Raw genomic sequence first — 24,829 nt, forward strand, 5'->3', positions numbered from 1 at the left:
ATAAATGAGTGCATGCGTAAATTGGATGTTGAAGTAAAATGGATGATAAGAAACAGGGAAGTATCTGTGGAGGTGAATACACTGCGGATTACATAAATATTAAGGCGATAAACGGTTCTGCTTTAGAAGAACCTATAATGACTCGCGAATCACAACCTTTAATAAATGTTAAGTATATTGCTCTAGCTCTGGCATTAAATAGCTTTTTTGTTTTTTTTCTCAATGTGAATATCGTCGTTACTCAACCTCAAAAAGAGGCTCTTTCTGAAGCTAAAAATACTCGAAACGTTCATTCATATTTGTACTTCACTCAAAAAGAACTCGCCTCTGAGCCATTGGTTCAACCTGAAGCGTTAGCCGTAAAAGAAAAGGTGGTTTTATCTAAATCTGTTTCGCTACCCCCTATAGACTTCAAAGATAATCAAAAAGTGGTGAACAAGACTACGGGTGACATGTCTTTCAGTGTAAAGCCGTCAATACCATCAATAGAAAGTATAAAATCGGCGACAAGATCTTATTTACAAACAAAGCAGGTAGCAGAACTATCGTTGGCCGCTGGCCACTATGCTGATACACAAACACAGTTAGGTACGTTAAGTGAGATGACACCCTCAATGGAATCGGCATGGGTTCCCAAAGCAGAAAAATTTGAAGACAAAAGGCTTATTCACTCTGCGCTTGATCCAAATAGAATTGTTAAAGAAGGGCACGAATGTTGGAGAGTGATAAAAATAGGGAGCAAACTAAAGCCTGATGCTGAGATCCTTGGTTATAAATTTAAATGTGGTCTCACAGATACTGAAAAAGCGCTAAAAGCCGCGTTGAGTAATAGAGTAAAAAACTGATGGCTAAACTTCAGCCAAGAAATTCGAAACTTGATACAGGCTATATACAGTTTAAATTTCATAGCATCATAAATTCGGGGTACTAATATCAGGTTGCTAGGTATTACGATGGCTATTGCGCAAGTTTATGTTGGAACATCTTACTCTTTATTAAGTGAAGAATCTGATGAAGTCGCTTCCTCTGCATCTGTAAATATTAATCTGGCAGATGATGACTTAGAAGCTATCTTTACGGACGAGACAGGAGATGAAGCATTACGGTGTATAAGCAGTTATGGTGCCGAACAACTGTGTAAGAAAAGAATCAATTACGACATAGAATCTTCATCTGGAGAGCGCATTAAATATCATCAAGTTTCACTGTTTTTTATCGCTTGTAGAACCGGAAATAAAGAGGTAGTTGATGCATTGCTATCAGGAAAACCGGATTTAAATGAACAGACTTGTTGTGACGGTGAAGTAAGCCGTCGTACACCATTAATGGTAGCTATTATTAAAAAACATACGGATATCGCAGAGTTATTAATAAAAGCTGGAGCTGTGGTTGAGTTAGTTGACGAGCAAGGCATGAATTGCGAAGAAATGGTTGAGATCGGTTACCAATACCAACCGGAATCTAAAGAAAAATTATTAAATCTCATTATTGCTAATGAGGCTGTTTACTGGGAAGGTCCTCATCAGGTTCCACTATACAGCCTCTATAAAAATGCTAATAATCCATTGGAATTATCAACTGGCTATTTAAGATTAAATTTCAGAGATGTTCCAAAAAAGCTCTATTTTAAAGTTAGAGTTTAATTATTATCCACGTTCCCTGTGTGATAATTATTTCCTGATTTGAGGCTTTATTTGCCAATACAGAACGAGCTGAATATTTTCCCAAGCAAATCATCAGAGGTGAATTCTCCGGTAATTTCAGACAGTGCCATTTGAGTCATTCTTAATTCTTCAGCCAAGAGTTCACCCGCCATATAGACATCCAGTTGTTCTTTACCTTGAAGTAAGTGTTGTGTGGCGAGATCTAAGGCTTCTAAGTGACGACGGCGGGCGATAAAACCACCTTCAAGATTACTCTGATAACCCATTAAGGTTTTTAAGTGCTCTTTAAGGCTATCAACGCCTTCGCCTGTTTTAGCTGAAATACCAAATACTGGGTGATCTTTGGATTCGTTATCGTGAGCGCCAAGAATTTCTTCAGTAATATCGGCTTTATTGCGAATGACGGTGATGCCAAGATTTTTAGGTAAGCGATCGATAAAATCTGGCCAAATATCGTGGGGATCGACTGAGTCTGTGGTGGTACCATCAACCATGAATAGCACACGATCGGCACGGTCTATTTCTTCCCATGCCCGTTCAATCCCGATTTTTTCAACCGCATCTTGAGTATCACGCAGACCTGCCGTATCAATAATGTGCAGTGGCATACCATCTAAATGAACGTGCTCGCGCAGCACATCGCGAGTGGTACCTGCAATATCGGTCACAATTGCAGATTCTTTGCCTGCGAGGGCATTCAATAATGATGATTTCCCTGCATTTGGGCGACCAGCAATGACGACTTTCATGCCTTCACGCATAATGGCACCTTGCTGAGCACTGGTTTTTACGCTGCTCAAACTATCAATGATTTGATTGAGTTTATTGGCAATTTTCCCATCACTTAAAAAGTCCACTTCTTCATCAGGAAAATCAATCGCGGCTTCAACATATAAACGCAGGTTTGTGACGTCATCCACCAATTGATGAATGTGATTAGAAAACTCACCTTGCAGAGAGTGCAGGGCACTTTTGGCGGCTTGTTCACTGGAAGCATCAATTAAATCGGCAATGGCTTCAGCTTGGGCTAAATCCAGCTTGTCGTTCATAAAGGCTTGTTCACTGAATTCCCCCGGTTTGGCGGTTCGCACCCCTTGAGTTTCCAGCACGCGTTTGATCAACATATCCAATACCACTTGACCGCCGTGACCTTGAAGTTCAAGCACATCTTCTCCAGTAAAGGAGTTAGGCCCTTTGAAGAATAACGCAATACCTTGGTCAATAACGCTATTGTCTTGATGTTTAAAGTCACAGTATTCGGCGTAACGCACTTTTGGGATATGACCGAGCACCGATTGGGCTACTTGCTCAGCTAACGGGCCTGAAACTCGAATTATGCCAACTCCTCCACGACCGGGAGCGGTAGCTTGGGCAACAATGGTATCTGTGGTCACGGTACTTTCCTGTGATTTTCTATATGGATTGAAAATGGGTTACATCTTTTTAGTAATACCACTTAAATGAAAATAATATTAATAAAAAAGGCGGCTTAATCGCCGCCTTTATTTTATCACTTAGCTGTCGTTATTACTTATTTTCAGCTTTTTTAGCCAGCTTAGCGTAAATGATTTTTTGCTGAGTGATAGCCACAAGGTTACCCACTACCCAGTAAAGTACGATACCTGATGGCATCCAAAGGAAGAACACCATAAAGATCAGTGGCATGTACTGGATCATTTTTTGTTGCATTGGGTCCATCTGTGGTGACACAGGTTGCATTTTTTGCATTAGCCACATGGTGGCACCCATTAATACAGGCAGAACATAGTATGGATCTTTAACGGATAAGTCGGTGATCCACAGCATGAATGGTGCATGGCGCAATTCGTAACTTTCAATCAACACCCAGTAAAGTGCGATGAATATTGGCATTTGCAGCAAGATAGGTAAACAGCCACCCATAGGGTTCACTTTTTCTTTCTTGTACAGCTCCATCATCGCTTGACCCATCTTTTGACGGTCATCACCAAAGCGTTCTTTGAGTGATTGCATCTTAGGTTGCAAATCACGCATTTTCGCCATTGAAGTATATTGCTTTTTGGTAAGCGGGTATAAACCACCACGAACCACTAAGGTGATCAAAATAATCGCAACACCCCAGTTACCCACGATAGATTGGAAAAACATCAATAACCAGTGGATAGGTAGAGCAAGCCACCAAAGGAAACCGTAATCCACTACAAGGTTTAAGGTTGGTGAAAGTGCTGATAGGGCTTCTTGATCTTTTGGACCAACATAAAACTCAGATTGAATGCTTTGAGAAGCACCTGGCTGAACGTCGTATACCGCACCACGGAAACCAATATTGGCTAGGCCACCGGCACTGGTGCTGGTATAAATGTTGTTTTTGTCACCCGCTGGCGGAACCCAAGCTGAAACAAAGTAGTGTTGCAACATTGCAACCCAGCCACCTAAGGTGTGTTCTTTAAGTGGGCTTTTAACAAGCTCATCAAACTTATATTTTTCGTAGCGTGTATCTTGGGTTGAGAATGCAGGGCCACGATAAGTCGGCATCATCATGCTAGTTTCATGATCTTTAATGCTTTCTTTTAGCTGACCGTACATCTGAACTTGTAGCGCTTGGCTTGAAGTGTTGTTGATGTCATAGCTCACACCAACGTTAAATTTGCCACGGGTAAAGGTAAAGGTTTTTACATATTTTACGCCGTTTTCTGCTACATAAGTCAGTGGTACTTTAAGGGTATCTTCACCATTTTCGAGCTGATAGTTTGGCTTGACGCTGCTAAATGTTGCGCGACCATTAACACTATCAATACCACCTTTACCAATCAGACCGCTTTGGGCAATGTAAGTAAAGGTTCGGTTTTGATGCAAAATAACAAATGGTTCGTCTTTACCTTGCTCAAGTTTATGAGACACCAAAGCGGCATAAACAATGTCACCACCAACAGGGTTAATTTTGACATTAAGTTGATCGGTGGTTACTTCAATCAATTGTGTTGAAGCCGTAACTGAAGTCGGTACGGAATGCTCCGCTTCAGGTACGTCAGAAGTACCAGCATGATTAATAGCATTGCCAGTGGTTTGGGTTTGCTGTGCGGTTTGTGTGGGTTGTGGATTTTTATCCACTTGCCACTGTTGCCACAGTACGAAGCTCACAAGCAGCAGACCAATTAGCAATATATTGCGTTGAGATTCCATAGCCTATTTGTTACACCTGTCGTTTTTTTCGGGGACGGGATCACTCCCGCCGGGATGTAAAGGGTGACATTTTAATATGCGTTTGATTGCAAACCAACTCCCTTTAAAAAATCCGTGGATTTTTATTGCGTCAATAGCATATTGGGAGCAGGTTGGGACAAAGCGGCATCGCGGTCCAAGTAGTGGACTGATCACAATTTGGTAGGTACGAACGAGTGTTATGCCTAACCATTGTAACGGCGACATAGCTTTCGCCATAATTTTTCCACCAATTTATGTAGAGCAGCGTTATCCATTTTAGTTACACCATGACGAACCAACACCACAATGTCAATGGCTGGCAAATCATGTTGATGACAACGAAAACTGTCACGAATGATACGCTTAACTCGATTTCGAGCTACGGCAAGTTTCACCTGCTTTTTAGGAACTGTTAAGCCCATACGAGGATGATTGTGATCATTACTGACCGCTAACAGTGTAATTTCAGCAGAAGAAGCCTTGATAGGATTAGAAAAAACAGTGGAAAATTGAGCGGGAGTTAACAGACGTAACTCCCGCGGAAAGGTTTGTTGTTTATCTGCCATTAAACATTAAGCAGATAAACGAGCGCGACCTTTAGCACGACGACGTGCTAAAACCTTACGACCACCTACAGTAGCCATACGGGCGCGGAAGCCGTGAGAACGCTTACGCTTAAGGTTGCTTGGTTGGAAAGTACGTTTACTCATTTTGGCAATCCGTCTTTATTCTATAGTTAACCTGACTTTTAGCTCTTTTCTATATAAATAGAACAGAACCTAGGGTCAAAAAGAGGGCGAATTGTAATCACTTTATGTTTGCTCGTCAATATGGAAGCAAAATAAGTGTAAAAATAATGTTCACTGTCTCTTTCAGGGGATTAGAGAAGATCACTAAGAGTTGTGGATAAGTCTGTGTGTTAGCACTACATCTAGTGATCTGATCGCAAAAATAACACTTTAAAAGAGCAAGTCATTTGATCGTGACTGATCACAATTTATAGGGCGCGGTTGGCACATATAGGCGAATAGCAGATCTTTTGTGATCGAAAAAGATCTCGCTCGTTTTCACCTTTTTGATCTATCTGGGGATAAATGCATTTAAAGATGGCGATCTTCGAAGACAAACTATAGAATATTTAACCTTTCGGGTGATCATTTGGGGATGAAATAAGTGGCAGTTTCACTTTGGCAACAGTGTATCGGGCGACTGCAAGATGAGCTTCCAGCTCAGCAGTTCAGTATGTGGATCCGACCGTTACAAGCTGAAATGGATGGGGAAACCTTGGTGTTGTACGCACCAAACCGCTTTGTGCTGGATTGGGTTAGGGATAAATACCTCAGCATGATTAACCAATTCTTTATTGAGCAGATGGGAGCCGATGCTCCGAAGTTACGCTTTGATATTGGCAGTAAGCCGGTGGTAAAAACGCCTTCAGCAGTCAGTGTAGCACCTGCCTTTGAGCCTAAAGCGGCGAAACCTAGAAAAGCAAATTCAGCGGCGACACAAGCGGCGAACCCGAACCATCGTAGCAATATCAACCCTACGTATCAGTTTGATAATTTCGTAGAAGGTAAATCAAACCAGTTAGGTAAAGCAGCAGCATTGCAAGTGGCTGAAAACCCTGGTGGTGCGTATAACCCGCTGTTTTTGTATGGTGGTACTGGTTTAGGTAAAACTCACTTATTACATGCCGTGGGCAATGGTATTATCAAAAATAAGCCAGATGCCAAAGTGGTGTACATGCACTCAGAGCGATTTGTGCAAGATATGGTAAAAGCCCTGCAAAATAACGCCATCGAAGATTTTAAGCGTTATTACCGTAGTGTTGATGCGCTATTTATTGATGATATTCAATTTTTTGCTAATAAAGATCGCTCTCAAGAAGAATTCTTCCATACCTTTAATGCGTTGCTTGAAGGTAATCATCAGATTATCCTAACCTCAGATCGCTACCCGAAAGAGATCGACGGTGTGGAAGATCGCTTAAAATCTCGTTTTGGCTGGGGATTAACCGTAGCGATTGAGCCACCAGAGCTTGAAACTCGCGTCGCTATTTTGATGCGTAAAGCCGAAGAAAGCGGCATTGTGTTGCCAGATGAAGTGGCATTCTTTATTGCCAAGCGTTTACGTTCCAATGTTCGTGAACTTGAAGGGGCATTAAACCGAGTTATCGCCAATGCCAACTTTACCGGTCGTCCAATTACTATTGATTTTGTGCGTGAAGCTTTACGAGATTTACTGGCGCTACAAGAAAAATTAGTGACGGTTGATAACATTCAAAAGACGGTTGCAGAATACTACAAAATTAAGATGGCCGATATGTTGTCTAAGCGTCGCTCCCGTAGTGTGGCAAGACCACGACAAGTTGCGATGGCCTTAGCGAAAGAGCTGACTAACCAGAGTTTACCGGAAATTGGCGATGCCTTCGGTGGCCGTGACCACACTACAGTATTACATGCATGCCGTAAGATTGCTCAACTGAGAGAAGAAAGCCACGATATTAAAGAAGATTACGCCAATTTGATCCGTACATTATCGTCTTAGCTACACAATATTGTCGTTAAAATAAACACTAAGCGAAGTGATAACGTTGTTATTTCTGTCGAAGCTAGTGTTTATGAATTAATTGAATAATAATAGAATTACTTTGTCGATCACGACACGCAAAATCCAAACGCTAATAAGGTAACCATCAGGGAGCTAGACATATGAAATTTTCTATTGATAGGGATGCGCTATTAAAACCGTTGCAATTAGTCAGTGGTGCAGTAGAAAAAAGAAGTAATATGCCTATTCTGTCTAATGTTTTGATGGAAGTGAGTGGTAACTTACTTAGAGTCACTGGTACAGACTTAGAAGTTGAGCTAGTCGGTGAGTCTGCCCTTAATACAGACGCGGAAGAGTCACGCATTACCGTTCCTGCCAAAAAGCTATTAGATATCGTTAAGTCTTTGCCTGAGCAAACCGAGCTTTACTTTGAACTACAAGAAGGTAAAGCCTTACTTCGCTGTGGACGAAGCCGTTTCTCATTAGCGACCTTACCGGCTGATGAATACCCAAACGTCGAAAGCTTTGATGCCGATATTGAGTTTAGCCTTAAGCAAGGTACGTTAAAAACGGTTATTGATTCGACACAGTTTTCAATGGCAAACCAAGATGTTCGTTATTACCTCAACGGTTTGTTAATGGAAACCGATGGCAGTGTCCTTCGTGCCGTTGCTACTGATGGTCACCGTTTAGCACTGAGCCACAAAACCGTAGAAGCGTCATTACCTGAAAAGCAGGTGATTGTGCCTCGTAAAGGGGTGATGGAAATGCTTCGCTTGTTGGATGATGAAGACAAAGATGTCACCATTGCCATTGGTGATAATGCCATTCGTATTACTACAGAAACCGCGGTATTTACCAGTAAACTGGTTGATGGGCGTTTCCCTGATTATCAACGTGTATTACCAAAAGGCGGCACCAAAGTGGTGATTGCCAGCCGAAATTCGCTAAAGCAAGCCTTACTGCGCGCATCGATTTTATCCAATGAAAAATTCCGTGGTGTAAGGGTGTCACTTGAATCTGGATTGATGAAAATCACCGCCAATAACCCAGAGCAAGAAGAAGCGGAAGAAATTGTAGATATCGATTATAACAATGATCCATTAGAAATTGGTTTCAATGTCAGCTATTTATTGGATGTACTTAACCATATTCGCGCTGAAGATGTACGTATCACCTTAATTGATAACAACTCTAGTGCCCTTATCGAAAACCACGAGGAAGAAGATTCTATGTACGTGGTTATGCCAATGCGCCTGTAGAGGGGCATTTCGCATTTTGGTTGTATGAGTTTAACTCAATTACACATTCATCAATTTCGCAATATTCAATCTGCTCGGTTGCAATTTGACGCTGGGCTTAATTTAATTTGTGGTGAGAATGGCAGCGGCAAAACCAGTGTGTTGGAAGCCATTTATTTTCTAGGAATGGGGCGTTCGTTTCGCAGTCATCTTAGCCAGCGCGTTATTCAATATGACGCCAATGAACTGACCTTATTTGCTGAGTTGAATCAGCCGGAAGGCAAGATGAAGCTAGGCCTAAGGCGTTATCGCAGTGGTGATATTGACGTTCGCTTACAAGGGGAAAAACTAAAACGGTTATCTGAGCTTGCTGAAACGCTGCCTATTCAGGTAATCACCCCAGAAAGCTTTTCTTTATTGTTTGAAGGTCCAAAAGCCAGACGTCAGTTTATTGATTGGGGAGCGTTTCATTCCGATCTTCAATTTCACGGGGTTTGGGGTAACGTCAGGCGCATTCTCAAACAACGTAATCAATTACTTAAGCAACAAGCCAGTCAAGAAACGCTAAAGGTTTGGGATGCAGAGTTGGTTCGTTATACAGAAGCTGTCACAGAGATCAGAAATCACTATGTTGACTCGTTAAATGCGGTGTTAACAGGTATAATTGATAAGTTTTTACCTCAGGTCGAAGTTAAGGTCAGTTTTACTCAAGGTTGGGATAAGAAAATCCCTTATGCTACTGTGCTTTACAGTCAATATCAGCGGGATTTAGCCGCCGGTCACACCAGCAGTGGTGCTCATAAAGCTGACTTACGATTACGGGTAGGGAATCTACCGGTACAAGATGCGTTATCTCGAGGTCAACTAAAATTACTTGTGTGTGCGCTTCGTATCGCACAAGGCAAATTATTAAAACAGCAAATCGACAAAAGCAGTGTGTATTTGGTTGACGATTTGCCGTCGGAGTTAGATAGCAAACACCGACAGTTATTACTATCGCAGTTATTAGAAACTGAGGCGCAAGTGTTTATTACCGCCATCGAACCAACTGCGATCACGGATTCGTTACATAGCCCTCCAGTACAAATGTTTCACATGGAACAGGGAAATGTTACGGTTAAGGACGCCACTTCATTGTGAATTGGTTAAGGTTATTATTGAGAGAATAATATGTCAGAGAATAGTTACGATTCTTCGAGCATTAAGGTATTAAAAGGCCTTGATGCAGTACGTAAACGACCTGGGATGTACATCGGTGACACTGATGATGGTACAGGTCTACACCACATGGTATTCGAAGTGGTCGATAACTCCATCGACGAAGCCTTAGCTGGACACTGTAGTGAAATCACCATCACCATTCATGCCGACGGTAGTGTTGGAGTAAAAGATGACGGTCGTGGTATACCGGTTGCGATTCACCCTGAAGAGGGTGTCTCGGCGGCACAGGTGATCATGACGGTATTGCACGCCGGTGGTAAGTTTGATGATAACTCTTATAAAGTATCAGGCGGTCTGCACGGTGTAGGTGTTTCGGTGGTAAACGCCCTATCTGAAAAGCTGCAATTAACCATTCGTCGTGATGGTAGTGTTTACGAGCAGTTCTACCACATGGGTGAGCCTGAAAAACCCATTGAAATTATTGGTGAAACCGATAAGACCGGAACTGAAATTCGTTTCTGGCCGAGCGGTGAAACCTTTACCGATTTATTGTTCCATTTTGATATTCTGGCTAAGCGTGTGCGTGAGTTGTCGTTCCTTAACTCTGGGGTGGCGATCCGTTTGGTTGATGAGCGTGACAACAAAGATGAATTCTTCAAATACGAAGGGGGTATCGGTGCGTTTGTTGAATACTTAAACCGTAATAAAACACCAGTCAATAAAGACATTTTCCACTTTGTGGCAGAAGGTAAAGACGGCATTGGCGTTGAAGTCGCTATGCAGTGGAACGATGGTTATCAAGAAAACATCTTCTGCTTTACCAACAACATTCCACAACGTGATGGCGGTACTCACTTAGCCGGTTTCCGTGGTGCTTTGACGCGTAACCTGAACAGTTACATGGAGCGTGAAGGCTACAATAAGAAAAACAAGACCAGTGCCAGTGGTGATGATGCTCGTGAAGGCTTAACCGCGGTTATTTCAGTGAAAGTGCCTGATCCAAAGTTCAGCTCGCAAACCAAAGATAAATTGGTATCAAGTGAAGTAAAGTCAGCGGTTGAGCAAACCATGAATGAAAAGCTCAACGAGTTCTTATTAGAAAATCCCGTTGAAGCTAAATTGATTGTCGGTAAGATCATCGATGCTGCTCGTGCTCGTGAAGCGGCGCGTAAAGCCCGTGAAATGACGCGTCGTAAAGGTGCATTAGACTTAGGTGGCTTGCCGGGTAAACTGGCAGATTGCCAAGAGAAAGATCCTGGTCTTTCAGAAATCTACATAGTGGAGGGTGACTCTGCTGGTGGTAGTGCTAAACAAGGTCGTAACCGTAAAAATCAGGCGATTCTGCCACTAAAAGGTAAAATCCTGAACGTAGAAAAAGCCCGTTTTGATAAGATGTTGTCTTCGCAAGAAGTGGCAACCCTAATTACGGCATTGGGTTGTGGTATCGGACGCGACGAATACAACCCAGATAAAACCCGTTACCACAACATCATCATCATGACCGATGCTGATGTCGATGGCTCTCACATTCGTACACTGCTGCTTACGTTCTTCTTCCGTCAAATGCCTGAGTTGATTGAGCGCGGTTATGTGTACATCGCTCAGCCTCCTTTGTATAAAGTGAAAAAAGGTAAGCAAGAGCAATACATCAAAGATGAAGCGGCATTAACTCAATACCTAACGACTTTGGCATTAGATGGCACCAGTATTCACCCAACTCAGGGGGCACCGGGTATTTCGGGTCAGCCATTGGAGCGTATGGTGATTCAGTATCGCCAAGTAGAGAAAATCATTGATCGTTTAGAGCAACGCTTCCCTAGCTTTATTACGGAGCGTTTGTTGTATCAAAGCAATGTTCAGCCGCTTCTGAGCGATGAAGGTAAAATGACTCAATGGTTGAACAGCTTAATTGAAGATCTTACCAACAATGAGTCAGGTGGCGTATTGTTCTCGGGTAATGTGATCTTTGATTCTGAGCGTCAGGTATATTTACCAAACTTGACCATTCGCAAGCATGGTATTGATACCAGTTACCTGTTTAGCTTTGAGTTTTTCCAATCGAATGATTATCAAACCATTGCCAGCTTGGCGGCAGATATGGAAGGCTTGATCGAAGAGGGTGGTTTTGTACAGCGTGGTGAAAAACGCAAAGACGTTGCTAACTTTGTTGAAGCACTTACTTGGCTAGTAGGTGAAGCCAAACGTGGCTTATACATTCAACGATACAAAGGGTTGGGTGAGATGAACCCTGAGCAGCTTTGGGAAACCACTATGGACCCAGAGACTCGTCGTATGCTGCAAGTAACCATTGAAGATGCGGTGGGTGCTGATCAGCTATTTACCACACTAATGGGCGACCAAGTAGAACCACGTCGTGACTTTATTGAGTCTAATGCACTTAATGTAGCAAACTTAGATGTGTAAATAGTATTAAGTCAGTCGACGGGGAATGCGTCGACGTGGAGCAAAAGGGGTCTGTTCAGATCCCTTTTTTGTTTCTGGAATAGACAAGGATAACTTACTGTGAGGTAAGTCTTGGTGGCCTTCTGCATTCTGTAATTGGGCTTCAAATAATCTTCTTATAGGCGCACATTTGCTTGCAGGCCAATATTTTTCTGCAATCCCCCAAGGGGTATACAACTCAACCGTTGTTTCATCAACACGAAGCTCAAGCATAGGCGCAATACTGGCACCATTCTCAAGCAGTTTCTTTACTGCTAGTTGATTCATGGTGAGCGTGGCAATATGGATAGGCTTGCATTTATGTTTGTCTTTTAAAGATAAATTGCAATCAAGCGCAGGTTTATAGCTACCTAAAATTCTAAATGAAAGTAATAGCTTCAATGCGTTGTGGCTGTGGTTGACGATAGCAAGGTGAAGTGGAGTCACTTGCCCATCGAGATAAAGGGGTTGCTGATTGATTGTTAGTTCCAAGAAAGTGTTGGCGGCTTGGTTTATTTGACTTATGGCTATATCATAATTGAGTAATGCCATTAACGTTTCATAGTCATCATTTTTAGCTGCTATATGAAGGGGGGTGATCCCGTTTTTAAGTATGGCAGCTTTCATAAAGTCAGGGTTGTGTTTCATCAAGCGGTGAATGAGCTTGGGTAGTTTAGCTTGTGTTGCTAACATCAATAAATTCTTTTGTCCTGACTCTATACTTCTTAAGCCTTTGTCCCAAAGAATGTTAATGAGCGCTTGTTTACGATAAATAATGGCAAAGTGCAACAAGTTCAAGCCTTGGTTAGATTGGGCTTGAATATGAAGCTGTAATGGCGCGTTAGGTGTTAAACATAATAAGGTTAAGGCTTTTTCATCCCCTAATTTTACGGCTAAATGTGCGGCAGAAAAGCCATTTACATCGTATAAATTAAGCGCTGTTGCAAGGTTAGTTTGAGATAATAACCACTCCAACACATGGTATTGTTTTGCCGCTGTCGCGAGATGAAAAACCGTTTGATGGTTGTTCTCAGTCTGTTGTTTACAAGAAGCACCTGCTTTTGTAAGTTGCTTTACGCAATCTAGCTTACCTAATTTAACGGCGTAATGCAGTGGAGTTAAACCTTTACCATCTACCTTATCAATATAAAGCCCTTCTGCAACCAGTAGAGGAATTAGGGTATGTTGCTCATTGATGCATGCGTGATGTAACAAGCTTTGAGCATCATTACCTTCTAATGTTTCCCAATCTGGTATTTGTTCCATTAGGTGTTGTAAATGCTCTCTAAGTCCACATTGGCAGCAGACATACAACAAGGTGCGCTGAAGCGTTACTTTTGAATATTTAGGTTCTTTCTCTAGCCAAATATTGATGTCTTCAATTGTTGTTTGAATGACAGTTTTAGGATGTTGGTTTATAAAGGCATGAATAACAATAGGTTGATTCCATTGTTGGCAACATTTTATCCACTTCAATACATTGCCGGTATGAAGAGAGTATGGAGTGATCACTGCGGATTCAATCGCTGTTACTGGCAGTTTTTCCTTGTTTTCTAGCCATAAGTCCATTGCCATATCATCCTGTCCGCCTTTTATGGATAACAGTGTTCGCGTTGCTTGTTTTAAACTTGCGATATGGTGCGATGATGCTTGTGGCTGACTGATCATAGTATTGAGCTCATCCATTACAGTCGTAATCGTTGTTTGTGATAGTAAATGCCACAGTTGTTGATTACGGCTCCAAGGAGTTTCCACCCACTGATAAAGTTGTGCTGAGTTGTCTACTACATAGGGAGTACTCTTTTGGTTGATGTACTCTTGTAAACTGGTTTTTACCGATAATATCCAATCAATATCGTTTAAAGTCGACGTGATAGACAAAGCTTTTTGAATTGCTTGAGTTGAACCAAGCTTTAATTTCGGCTCAGTTGCGACTATATGCAATAGCAGTTCGGCTTCTGTTATTGAGTGTGATTGTGGGGATAAACTAGCCACAGATATCATCAAACTGTCTAAATCTAAGCCTTCTTTCACCGCCAGTAACACTAACACCGCAAGTTGAGGTTGATAGGTAAGAGAAGCTATAAAATTAACCTGAGGCGCAGAAAGTGGGTGGGTGCTGGGAGTCACTCTTTCCTTATGAATAGAGAGATGTTGCATAAGCTCTTCTAACATAACGTACACGGCACACTGCCATTTATGGCTATTTAATATTGAAGGGTCAAGCTTACAGATACTATCAATAATGGGCTCTACAGAAATTTGTGAACTTAACGCTATAAATTGATGAGCAAGCGCTTCAGGGAGTTGACCCGGTATGAACTTTACTATTTTTGAAGCCATATTCCCCAATTCTACGGGGTTACCATTAGCAGATGTCGTTTGATTGATTTGGTATGCCATGGTTAGCGTTATCTATCCTCGTATATAGAATTACGTATTGAAGCAGATTTTGGCTCAACAATTGAAGCTTTTGTGAAGCAAGTTTAATTAAAACAAGTTGATGAGATTTCTTGAACAGGCCTATTATTTAGAATACATCTTATTCAATTTCTATTATTTATAAATTGGAAAGGGCTATTTTTATACTGAATTGAGTAATTAAGGCAAATTATGTCCACAGGGGTTGTAAGTGGTCAATCCGTTAACGCTTGGGTTGATTCAGACATTGATAAACAGACATCGGCACAAGATAACAATGAAGAGCTTGAATCGAGTTTCGCAGAGATCTCTCAGCAACAAGGCTTATCTGAAAGCTATAAAAATGCTGTGAGTAATAGTGTATATGAGGTTCTTATCGCTTTCAAAGACGCAGATCAGGCCTGTGCCATCGAACAGTTGCTTATAATTAGAAGTGATAAGTGTTCCACACAAAGCAAACTTCAAGCTTATGAACGGCTTTTGGAGTTAACTAGTCCAGCATTTCGTAGTCATTTCCGATTGGAGCATCTCAATGATGGCTCATTATTTCTTAAAGCGTTTAATATTGAGCAAGTGCTAGAAGACTATGAATTAATTGAACTATCAAGTGTATGCACTCTCAACAAATCTTTAGAAACCGCAGGTTGGGATAATATAGACATTACGAATATAGAGTTCGAAAAGTTAAAAGCCGACTGCCTTCCTTTAGAACAATATTTTAAACGTGATCAGTTACAGAGGGTTAAATGGCTTTGGGTTCAGTTTGTCACTGATGACACACCGGCTTATCTCCGCTTTAATGCCTTTTTAGAGCTCAAAACGCATTTGGCTGCCCCAGCTGATGTCTCCGAGTTTTCTATACTTCCTTTAACGTCGCCAACAACCCCAAATGAACCTGTCCGCAATGGAGTGAGGTTGCAAATAGGTAAACGTGTTCGAATTGTAGAAGACTCTGGTGCTGCGACTTTGAGGACGGAACTAGTTGATTATTATCATCGTAAAGTAGGGCAAGAAGAGAAGTGTTTTGATAAACAACTTGATCAAGATTTACATCGATCTGAATATGCCTTTGTCGATGAGCACGGACTAAAAACGGTTTTGAAGAATGAAGACTTATCGCCAGATAAGCTTAACAGTATAGAGGCCCGCGAAATTAGCAGCCCGTTTCAAGTTGGCTTTAAAAAAATGTTAGCTTGTCAGGACTTTGTAGGAAAAGTATTAGAACATTTCACTTATGGGGTTGGATTAAATAAGCCCGTTAAAGCTAAAACATTTACTATTCTTTCTCAGGAACACCATCTCTTTGAATTTCATATTGAATCTTGGACGCCAGATCAAATGCTTGAAGGCACTAATTTGCTAAAGGCTATGGTGGCCGATGTGCAAGTGCTTATTGGTCCGAACGAAGTGACTTGTTTTGGTTTGGTTAACCGCAAAGAGAATTGATCTCTGTTATTGATATGCCAACAAGAAAAGAAGCTAAATCTGGTGAAACCGTTGAACATGCCGCAGGTACCACTGTTTAAGTAGCGCTACAGAAACCATCTATATAGGGCGGCAATGTTATTAGCAGGAAGCAAACTAATGGGCACCTTCATGGGTGCCCATTGGTTACACCATTAAGACTGCAGTAAAGAAATATCCGCCACTTGCAAGAACAAGGTGCGTAAGTGATTCAACAAGGCTAAACGGTTACGCTTAAGCGCTTCATCTTCTGCCATCACCATTACATCTTCAAAGAAGGTATCGACGTTAGTACGAAGTGCAGCTAACTGATTAAGCGCCGCTTCATAGTTACCTTCTGCAAACAGTGGTGCAAGTGCTGGCTCAAGCTCAGTTAATTGTGCGGCCAGTTTGATTTCAGCGTCTTCAGCAAGCAAACTTTGATTGATTTCACTTGAACCATCAATCACATTCTTAGCCAGAATGTTCGATACGCGCTTATTAGCCGCGGCAAGCGCTGTCGCCTCTTCGCGCTTTCTGAATTCAGAAACGGCATGAATACGTTTATCAAAATCTGCAGGCTCTGTCGGTGTGCGAGCGAGTACTGCTAAGATCACATCTACATCTACGCCTTTATCTTGATACCAAGAACGGAAACGTCCCATTAGGAATTGCAGTACATCATCGTGAGTATTGTCATTGCTAACACTATTACCGTGAAGTTCAGCCGCTTTAGCAATTAAATCGACCAAGTCGAGTGGCAGTTTGTTTTCTACGATAATACGTAAAATACCAATCGCGGCACGACGAAGAGCAAATGGATCCGCTGCGCCTTTCGGGGCTTGGCCAATACCGAAAATACCCACTAGAGTATCGAGCTTTTCAGCTAGAGCGACAGAGCAGGAAACCAATTCGGTAGGGACACGATCACCTGAGAACTTAGGCTGATATTGCTCTTGCAGTGCAAGTGCAACCGACTCAGTTTCACCATCAAGGCGAGCATAGTGCATCCCCATAGTGCCTTGAGTATCGGTAAACTCCATCACCATCTCGGTCATCAGGTCGGCTTTCGATAACAAACCAGCACGGGCTGCATCATCTTGGTTAGTGCTTAATAACCCTGCGATGTATCCGGAAAGGGCACTAATGCGATTTGCGCGATCTTTCAACGTACCCAACTGCTTTTGGAATACCACACTTTCTAGACTTGATAAGCGCGACTCTAAGCTGCGTTTTTTATCGGTGTTAAAGAAGAATTCTGCATCGGCTAGGCGAGGGCGGATCACTTTCTCGTTACCATCAATAATTTGCTGTGGATCTTTCGACTCAATGTTGGTCACAAAGATAAAATGAGGCAGCAAGTTACCAACATCATCAAATACTGGGAAGTATTTCTGGTCGCCTTTCATGGTGTACACCAAGGCTTCTGATGGCACATTTAAGAAGTCATTTTCAAAGTTGGCTTTCAGTACCACAGGCCATTCAACCAATGATACTACTTCGTTTAATAGCTCGTCAGTCAGTTCAGCGATACCACCCAGTTCTTTCGCAGCTTGCTCAGCACCTGCTTTAATAATGGCTTTACGCTCTGCGTAATCAGCCATCACTTTACCGGTTTCTTTTAGAGTTGCTAAGTAATCATCTGCATGAGTCAGTTCAAACTCGCTTTGACCCATAAAGCGGTGACCACGAATGGTACGCGCTGATTGAATACCTAATACCGTGCCGTCAATCGATTCAGCCCCTAAAAGCATAGTAACTGTGTGAACCGGACGAATAAATTGGGTAGTGTTGCTACCCCAACGCATTGGTTTTGGAATAGGTAATTTATCTAAAGAACGTTGAGTCATTTCAGCGACTAACTCGCTGGTGGCTTTACCCGTGACTTGGGCTTTATGCAGCAGCCATTCACCTTTGTCAGTCACAAGGCGCTCAGCCTCTTCGACACTGATGCCATTTCCACGTGCCCAGCCCATAGCGGCTTTGGTTGGGTTGCCATCGGCATCAAAGGCACTGCTTACGGCAGGACCACGTTTTTCAACGATTTTGTCGGCTTGTGCTACGTCTAAGTTTTCAATACGCAGTGCCAAACGGCGTGGAGCAGCGAACCATTGTGAGTTATCAAAGGTTAATTCAGCTTTGTTAAGCTCTTCAGTAAAATTAGCTAAAAACGCTTCAGCAAGTGTTTTAAGGGCTTTTGGTGGTAACTCTTCAGTACCAATCTCAATGAGTAAGTTTTCTTTTTTCATTTTCTAATTACCTCTTTACTTACACATTGGGAAGCCAAGTGCTTCACGTGCGGCATAGTAAGCTTCAGCGACACCTTTCGCCATGGCGCGAACGCGCAAAATGTAGCGTTGACGTTCGGTTACTGAAATGGCGTGACGAGCATCAAGCAGGTTGAATGCATGAGACGCTTTCATCACTTGCTCATAAGCAGGCAGTGGCAATGGCTTTTCAAGTTCTAATAGCTTGTTGCACATTTCTTCACATTTGTCGAAAGTGGCAAATAAGAAATCGACGTCAGCATGGTCGAAGTTAAACTCAGATTGCTCGACTTCGTTTTGGTGGAATACGTCACCATAAGTGATTCGACCCATAGGGCCGTCTGTCCACACTAAGTCGTAAACGCTGTCTACGCCTTGAATATACATCGCAAGACGCTCAAGACCATAGGTGATTTCACCAGTAACAGGAGTACATTCAAGACCACCGACTTGTTGGAAGTAGGTAAACTGGCTGACTTCCATACCGTTTAACCAGACTTCCCAACCCAGACCCCATGCGCCTAATGTTGGAGACTCCCAGTTGTCTTCAACAAAGCGAATGTCGTGGACTTCTGGATCTACGCCTAAGGCTTTTAGAGAACCTAAGTACAGCTCTTGAATATTGTCAGGAGACGGTTTCAGTACCACTTGAAATTGATAGTAATGTTGCAGGCGGTTTGGGTTTTCACCATAACGACCATCGGTAGGACGGCGTGATGGCTGCACATAAGCACTGCTCATTGGCTCAGGTCCGATTGAACGCAAGAAAGTTTGTGGGTGGAATGTTCCAGCCCCTACTTCCATGTCCAATGGTTGAATGATAGCGCAACCTTGCTGCGCCCAGTATTCTTGCAGGGTGAGAATAAACCCTTGAAACGTTTTTATATCGTGATTGCTGCTCATTACTGTCGCTATATAAAGTGGGTAGAAAATGGTTTCGATTATACCTTCATGGTATCGTTCTGAGTAGGTTATTTTCTAGCTTTATGATCCCCAAGGGAAATTTATTTAAATTTTAATAGATGTCATAAAGTAGAGTTACTCTTACCGAAGCCTTATTTAAACGCCAACAGAAGCGCACGTCCATGTGCTGACGACCGTAACATCCTGTTACGGACGGTTGTCTTATTAAATAAGGCTTCTCATTGTAGGTTGTCTATGTTTCGCTGTTTATAAAGCTAACTGCTGAACTGGGTAGCCTATTAAGCTGGCAGGTCTGAATAGAGTATTTAAGGAAAAATGGAATGACAAAAATCCGCTGCGCTTGGGTAAGTGACGATCCTATCTATCAGGACTATCACGATAAGGTTTGGGGACGTCCTGTATATGATCCACTGGAGTTGTTTGAAAAACTTTGTCTTGATGGTCAGCAAGCAGGATTGTCTTGGATCACCATTTTAAAGAAGCAGCACAATTATCAACAAGCCTTTGCCAATTTCGACCCTTATAAAATCGTCGAATTTACTGAGGAAGATGTTGAGCGGTTAATGCAAGACAAAGGCATTGTCCGTAACCGTTTAAAGATCCAGTCTATCATTCGTAATGCCAAAGCCTATATTGCCTTTGTAGAGCAGGGTAGTGACTTCTCACAATTCCTTTGGGAATTTGTAGATGGGAAGCCCATCGTTAACGAATTTCTATCTATGAAGGAAGTGCCTGTTGAAACCCCTGAATCGCAAGCCATGTCAAAGGCGCTAAAAAAGCTTGGGTTTAACTTTGTAGGACCAATGATTTGTTATGCATTCATGCAAGCTGTAGGGATGGTGGATGATCATACGCGAGATTGTTTTTGTCGAAACTCATAAGAAAAAGGTGTTTCATGTGAAACACCCTTTTGTTTGTTCAAATAAATTGGATTCTAGTTTTTTTTGCAGCCAGTCTTATTTTCATCAATGATCAAGTTACCTTCTACTCTGTAACCAATTTGACCAATAACAAATGCGTGCTGTAAATGAGAGATAACAACATCTGTTAAGCCTACAGCGCATTTATCTTTTTCAATCGCATTGTCCATTGCGGTTTTTACATTTGGAATACCAAATGGGAAAATAACCACTGGATATTTATCTTCACCAACAACTCTCTTACCATCTAAGAGTTTACCTGAATTAATGTCGTAATTTTTGGTACTACCCACTGTCATGTCAGCTACTCGTACAGTACAACCACTTAATGCTAGAAGTGATAAAGATAACCCTGCGACAATAAATTTTTTCATTTTCAAATACTTCCTTATTTTAAAAAGACGTGGATTATACTAAAAACACATAAAATAGGAATTATTTATATAAAATAACATCAGAAAATAAAAAAGGTGCTTCATAACGAAGCACCTTTTTTACTAGAGCCTATGAACTTACTTACTTTCAAAGAAAAACGGCTTACGTCTCTTCTTATCACCATTAAGTTCATTCATGGTTTCGGCATTGTAAAGTTTACCATTGACCATAGTGTAAACCACTTTATCGGTATTACGAATGTTCTCTAATGGGTTGCCATCAATCACAATTAAGTCAGCCAGTTTGCCTTTTTTGATGCTGCCAAGCTGGTGATCTAATGCAAAGGTTTTTGCTGGATTAATGGTCGCCGTTTTCAGCACTTCCATATTGGTCATGCCGCCTTGGGCAAACATCCACATTTCCCAGTGTGCGGCAAGACCTTCACGTTGACCGTGAGCACCAATGTTGGTAACTACGCCGATGTCATTCAGTTCCTTGGCAACCTTAACCACATTAAAGTGATTATAGTGACCATCTGGCGCTTTGGTACGACGCATTGAACGCGAGTTTAACAGCTCAGATGGTACATACTTAGACAGGCGAGGGTGTTCCCACACATTGGTTTTGTCGTACCAGTAGTGTTCACCTGAAATACCGCCATACGCCACAACCAAAGTTGGCGTGTAAGCAGTATTCGATGCTTTCCACACTTGTTTGATGTCGTTATAAATAGCTGCAACGGGAAGAGAGTGCTCTAAAGTTGTATGTCCATCAACAATCATTGAAAGGTTGTGTTGAAGTAGCGAACCACCTTCAGGCACTACCATCATATCCAATTCACGTGCAGCCGCGATCACTTGTTGACGTTGGTTACGACGTGGCTGGTTATAACTCTTCACCGTAAAGGCTCCGACTTTCTTTAAGCGCTCTAAGTGGAACTTGGCATCATCGAGTGAATCTACGTGCGAGGTATAACCCGGTCCATTAGCACCGTATAAAATGGTACCCGTTGAGAAGATACGAGGTGCAGCAATGTTACCGGCTTTTTGTTGCTCAGATGCGGCAAACACTTCGGTGGTATCATTGGATGGATCGTGAATGGTGGTGACACCTAAAGCAAGGTTGGCGTACATCATCCAGTTTTGTTGTGGAATGATCTCATTGCTACCTTGTGACCCATGAGCGTGAGCATCGAACAATCCAGGCATAATGGATTTGCCACTGATGTCGATAACTTTGGCATCTTTTGGAATGCTCAGTGAGTTATCACCAACAGCTGCAATGTGGTTATTTTTGACAATGACAACACCGTTATTGATAACTTTGTCGCCTTCCATAGTGATCACTTGGCCACCAACAAACGCGACGGTTCCACGTGGAACATAGGTGTCTTTTTTGAAACCTAAATTTGTGATGGTTGGCTCAGCCTTCTTGTCATCTTCTTTGGCTTTGGTGTAATTGGTATCAACTTTAGCTTGATACAGCTCAGGGCCAAGCGTCCAGTATAACTGGCTGTTGTTACCGCCCCAACTGATGCTTTCGCCTGCACGCGTACTGAGTTGAGCTACTGGTAAGTTGCTTGCGCTAGGGCCTATGTTGACGGTTTCACCGTGCTTAGCAAATGGAGTAACAAACACTTTGAAGCGTTCAGCAAAGGCTAAGTTATTTCCATCAGGAGAAATGCGGAATTCTGTGGCGAGCTTACTGGTATAGTGAGTACGCTTTTCGTGACCATTTAGGTCGATGGATGCAAACTCTGGTGTTTTGCCATAATCCATAAAGTAGACACGATCATTATTGCTACCAAACTGTGGTTGGTAACCACTGCTGGTGATAAAGGTGTTACGCTTACCTTTAATGTCTACTTTGTATAAGCCTGGCTCTTGCGACCACGTTTTAGAAAGTAAGCGACCACCACTGGCTTTACGATATACAACCGTTTTACCATCAGGAGAGAAGGTCGGCTCGACAAACTTGCCCGGCTCATTGGTTAGCACTTTTGGCTTGCCGCCTCTGGCACTGACTACGCGAACACTGCCTTGCTTTTGGTCATTCCATGTAGTGAACACGATTTTTTTACCATCACGTGACCATTGTGGAAACAGTTCGGCAATATTGTCATTTAAACGGGTCAAGCGTTTTGGCTTACCGTTTTTAATGTTGCGGATCCAGAGCTTACCTAAGGCCTCATAAACCACTTTTTTGCCGTTAGGAGACACTTGTGCCATACGCAGCATTTTGACGTCAAAGCTGTCTTTATCAATGTCTTGTTTAACCACTACTGCTGGCTGGATATCACGAGTATCATTAACTTCAAACGGGATCACATTGGCCGTTTGAGTTTTTGTGTTCAGACGATTGATCTTACCGCCTGCCCAAAACACGATATCACGATTATCCGGTGTCCATGCCATGGTTGGATACACGCCGTGAATAGCCCATGTTTCTTGCATATCGCGGTCAAGCTTGTCATAAAGTTTGGTTTTAAGACCTGACTTTAAATCTAAAACATACAGTGTCGACTGGAAACCATCACGCTTAATGTAAGCGAGTTTAGTGCCATCTGGGCTAGGAGTAGGACGAATAGCGCCACCTGTACCAGAGGCTAAGACTTTAATATCACCGGTTTGGGTGTCATAACGTTTAATTTTGTAAATGCCTTTCACTGAATCTTTTGAGTAGTGGAAGGTCTTGCCTGGCGTCGCATCTTGGCTGAAGTAAATATAACGGCCATCAGGTGAATAGGCTGGCTCACCTAAATCTTTTTGATCATTAGGACGTTCGGTTAATTGAACGCCTTTGCCACCAGTAACATGATATAACCATACTTCACCAGCACCTAAGCTACGACCAGAAGTAAAGTGTTTACGGGCGACCAGATATTGTGAGTCAGGACTCCATGCCGGGCTGTTCAGTAAACGAAACGTTTCATTAGTTACTGCACGCTGATTGCTGCCATCGGCATCCATAACCCAAAGGTTATCACCACCGTTTTCATCAGAAGTAAACGCAATGGACTTTCCATCAGGGCTATAAACAGGCTGCATTTGCCACGCCATGCCTTTTACAAGGCGCTTGGCTTTACCGCCGTTAATTGGCATTTGGTAAATATCACCCAGCAGATCAAACACTATGTGTTTACCATTAGGGCTAACGGATACGTTCATCCATGTGCCTTCGGTGACATTAATATCGACGCTTTGGGTAGGTTGATTGGCAGGTTCGTTAACCGACCATTTGGTTTCTTCTTTGGCTTGCGCAGTACTGATGGAAAGGCTCAATGCCATTGCCGCATACAGCGGGCTTAACTTGGAGGTGAACATTTGGATTCCCATTCTCAATTTTAGTTATTTATGCAACATGATTTATCGCATATTTAACCAAAACTTAAAAGGGAATTAGCGTTACAAACTGTGTGTTATTGATTAGAAGTTGTAAGGCATATTTATACCATTCACATCAATTAACTGTGATTTTAGGGGAGCGTTAGCAAAGTAAATACAAGGCGCAATGACGAATCATAGCCGTAGCTATGGGGAGGAGTTGCAACGATGTAGTTACGAAGCTAAGGCTTAATCAAAAGCATAGTTAATTGGTACGAATGGTATCACAAGCCTTTTTGAATCAAGTATTGGTATGGTGTGCTGCTGGTATCTTCTGCGAGTAACTTGTGATCCATGAATTGACAGAAGCTTGGAATATCTCGAGTAGTAGCTGGGTCATCGGCGATGATAAGCAAGGTTTCGCCGTCTTGCATATGACGCACTTTTTTTCGCACCATCATTACTGGCTCAGGGCAGCGCAATCCAAGTGCATCAAGTTGGTGATTGGCATTTTCAAAAAGTGTGATCATGGTTCATCTTGTTTACTGCAAAAGTGGCGGCTATTTTACCATCGAGTTTTAAATTGCCAAGTTTATGAAGAATAAATGTGAATCTTGTTCCACGTGAAACACGAGTTAATTAAAAAATAAGGCGTCCTGTTCCACGTGAAACAATGCTTAATTGAGACTTAATCAGTTTGTTTTAAGTGCTCTAATACAATCGGAGTGATTTGCTGAATAAGAGACACTGAATTTTCAATATCTAGTTCAAACCAACCATCAGTGCCCAACATATAAAGTCGTTCTATGTTTAGATTTAAGGGATGGGAATCAGAATGGCAACCAGAAAGCTTGAAAGTACCAAAAGGAGTTTGAATGCGGCTGATGGAAAAAGGGGTCATAATCTCACATTTAA

The 24,829-nt window shown here is 42.2% G+C and carries 20 protein-coding genes; 8 read left to right on the plus strand and 12 right to left on the minus strand.

The genetic code is table 11. The features are described 5' to 3' along the window. Positions 1–38: 38 nt before the first annotated feature. Entirely contained in the window at positions 39–845 is an 807-nt protein-coding gene (locus tag AC1EU0_RS13890) for a hypothetical protein (RefSeq protein ID WP_480303065.1), read from the plus strand. Positions 846–953: 108 nt separating this feature from the next. Then, positions 954–1,643, plus strand: coding sequence for an ankyrin repeat domain-containing protein (locus AC1EU0_RS13895; protein ID WP_480303066.1), 690 nt, complete (start codon positions 954–956; stop codon positions 1,641–1,643). Between the two features lie 47 nt (positions 1,644–1,690). Here AC1EU0_RS13895 and mnmE read toward each other — a convergent pair whose 3' ends face one another. From mnmE to rpmH, 5 genes are all read right to left on the minus strand, one after another. Beyond that, complete coding sequence (mnmE, locus tag AC1EU0_RS13900) at positions 1,691–3,058, minus strand: tRNA uridine-5-carboxymethylaminomethyl(34) synthesis GTPase MnmE (RefSeq protein ID WP_480303067.1); 1,368 nt, start codon at positions 3,056–3,058, stop codon at positions 1,691–1,693. 133 nt (positions 3,059–3,191) lie between these two features. Continuing rightward, positions 3,192–4,826, minus strand: a complete 1,635-nt coding sequence (gene yidC, locus AC1EU0_RS13905) for a membrane protein insertase YidC (protein WP_480303068.1) — start codon at positions 4,824–4,826, stop codon at positions 3,192–3,194. Between the two features lie 3 nt (positions 4,827–4,829). Further along, positions 4,830–5,084 (minus strand): membrane protein insertion efficiency factor YidD, encoded by a 255-nt coding sequence (gene yidD, locus AC1EU0_RS13910; RefSeq protein ID WP_480303069.1) that lies wholly within the window; start codon positions 5,082–5,084, stop codon positions 4,830–4,832. Next, complete coding sequence (rnpA, locus tag AC1EU0_RS13915; RefSeq protein WP_480303070.1) at positions 5,051–5,413, minus strand: ribonuclease P protein component; 363 nt, start codon at positions 5,411–5,413, stop codon at positions 5,051–5,053. Before rnpA ends, yidD begins: the two co-directional genes overlap by 34 nt. Before the next feature lie 6 nt (positions 5,414–5,419). Continuing rightward, on the minus strand, positions 5,420–5,557 hold the full coding sequence (gene rpmH, locus AC1EU0_RS13920) for a 50S ribosomal protein L34 (protein WP_006083827.1): 138 nt from the start codon (positions 5,555–5,557) through the stop codon (positions 5,420–5,422). 463 nt (positions 5,558–6,020) lie between these two features. On the opposite strand from rpmH, the gene dnaA reads away from it, so the two are divergent. The 4 genes from dnaA (at position 6,021) to gyrB (ending at position 12,223) form a co-directional block, all read left to right on the plus strand. Beyond that, positions 6,021–7,394 (plus strand): chromosomal replication initiator protein DnaA, encoded by a 1,374-nt coding sequence (gene dnaA, locus AC1EU0_RS13925; RefSeq protein WP_480303071.1) that lies wholly within the window; start codon positions 6,021–6,023, stop codon positions 7,392–7,394. Between the two features lie 164 nt (positions 7,395–7,558). Then, positions 7,559–8,659, plus strand: a complete 1,101-nt coding sequence (gene dnaN / locus AC1EU0_RS13930) for a DNA polymerase III subunit beta (RefSeq protein ID WP_480303072.1) — start codon at positions 7,559–7,561, stop codon at positions 8,657–8,659. Positions 8,660–8,683: 24 nt separating this feature from the next. Further along, positions 8,684–9,778 (plus strand): DNA replication/repair protein RecF, encoded by a 1,095-nt coding sequence (gene recF, locus AC1EU0_RS13935; protein ID WP_480303073.1) that lies wholly within the window; start codon positions 8,684–8,686, stop codon positions 9,776–9,778. Between the two features lie 30 nt (positions 9,779–9,808). Then, positions 9,809–12,223 carry a DNA topoisomerase (ATP-hydrolyzing) subunit B gene (gyrB, locus tag AC1EU0_RS13940; protein ID WP_480303074.1) on the plus strand — a complete coding sequence of 805 codons (2,415 nt, stop codon included), beginning with the start codon at positions 9,809–9,811 and terminating at the stop codon, positions 12,221–12,223. Between the two features lie 6 nt (positions 12,224–12,229). Here the strand turns inward: gyrB and AC1EU0_RS13945 are convergent, their stop codons facing one another. Beyond that, positions 12,230–14,644, minus strand: a complete 2,415-nt coding sequence (locus AC1EU0_RS13945) for an ankyrin repeat domain-containing protein (RefSeq protein WP_480303075.1) — start codon at positions 14,642–14,644, stop codon at positions 12,230–12,232. A 210-nt stretch (positions 14,645–14,854) separates the two neighbouring features. Here AC1EU0_RS13945 and AC1EU0_RS13950 point away from each other — a divergent pair, with 210 nt between their 5' ends. Next, on the plus strand, positions 14,855–16,108 hold the full coding sequence (locus AC1EU0_RS13950) for a hypothetical protein (RefSeq protein WP_480303076.1): 1,254 nt from the start codon (positions 14,855–14,857) through the stop codon (positions 16,106–16,108). A 173-nt stretch (positions 16,109–16,281) separates the two neighbouring features. Here the strand turns inward: AC1EU0_RS13950 and glyS are convergent, their stop codons facing one another. Both glyS and glyQ read right to left on the minus strand, forming a co-directional pair. Then, positions 16,282–18,354, minus strand: a complete 2,073-nt coding sequence (gene glyS / locus AC1EU0_RS13955; protein ID WP_480303077.1) for a glycine--tRNA ligase subunit beta — start codon at positions 18,352–18,354, stop codon at positions 16,282–16,284. Between the two features lie 15 nt (positions 18,355–18,369). After that, the gene (gene glyQ, locus AC1EU0_RS13960) at positions 18,370–19,275 is read right to left on the minus strand and encodes a glycine--tRNA ligase subunit alpha (RefSeq protein ID WP_480303078.1); all 906 of its coding nucleotides are present in this window, start codon (positions 19,273–19,275) and stop codon (positions 18,370–18,372) included. 341 nt (positions 19,276–19,616) lie between these two features. Between glyQ and AC1EU0_RS13965 the strand changes: the two genes are divergently transcribed. Then, on the plus strand, positions 19,617–20,177 hold the full coding sequence (locus AC1EU0_RS13965) for a DNA-3-methyladenine glycosylase I (protein WP_480303079.1): 561 nt from the start codon (positions 19,617–19,619) through the stop codon (positions 20,175–20,177). A 53-nt stretch (positions 20,178–20,230) separates the two neighbouring features. On the opposite strand, the gene AC1EU0_RS13970 is transcribed toward AC1EU0_RS13965, so the two are convergent. From AC1EU0_RS13970 to AC1EU0_RS13985, 4 genes are all read right to left on the minus strand, one after another. Continuing rightward, positions 20,231–20,590 carry a hypothetical protein gene (locus AC1EU0_RS13970; RefSeq protein WP_480303080.1) on the minus strand — a complete coding sequence of 120 codons (360 nt, stop codon included), beginning with the start codon at positions 20,588–20,590 and terminating at the stop codon, positions 20,231–20,233. Between the two features lie 138 nt (positions 20,591–20,728). After that, positions 20,729–23,914: an amidohydrolase family protein gene (locus AC1EU0_RS13975; protein ID WP_480303081.1), complete on the minus strand. Its 3,186-nt coding sequence runs from the start codon at positions 23,912–23,914 to the stop codon at positions 20,729–20,731. A gap of 284 nt (positions 23,915–24,198) precedes the next feature. Further along, positions 24,199–24,444 carry a sulfurtransferase TusA gene (gene tusA / locus AC1EU0_RS13980; protein ID WP_480303082.1) on the minus strand — a complete coding sequence of 82 codons (246 nt, stop codon included), beginning with the start codon at positions 24,442–24,444 and terminating at the stop codon, positions 24,199–24,201. 158 nt (positions 24,445–24,602) lie between these two features. Further along, positions 24,603–24,815: a hypothetical protein gene (locus tag AC1EU0_RS13985; RefSeq protein ID WP_480303083.1), complete on the minus strand. Its 213-nt coding sequence runs from the start codon at positions 24,813–24,815 to the stop codon at positions 24,603–24,605. Positions 24,816–24,829 lie beyond the last annotated feature (14 nt).

The sequence above is a fragment of the Parashewanella sp. 2210YD4-3 genome, assembly GCF_056591735.1.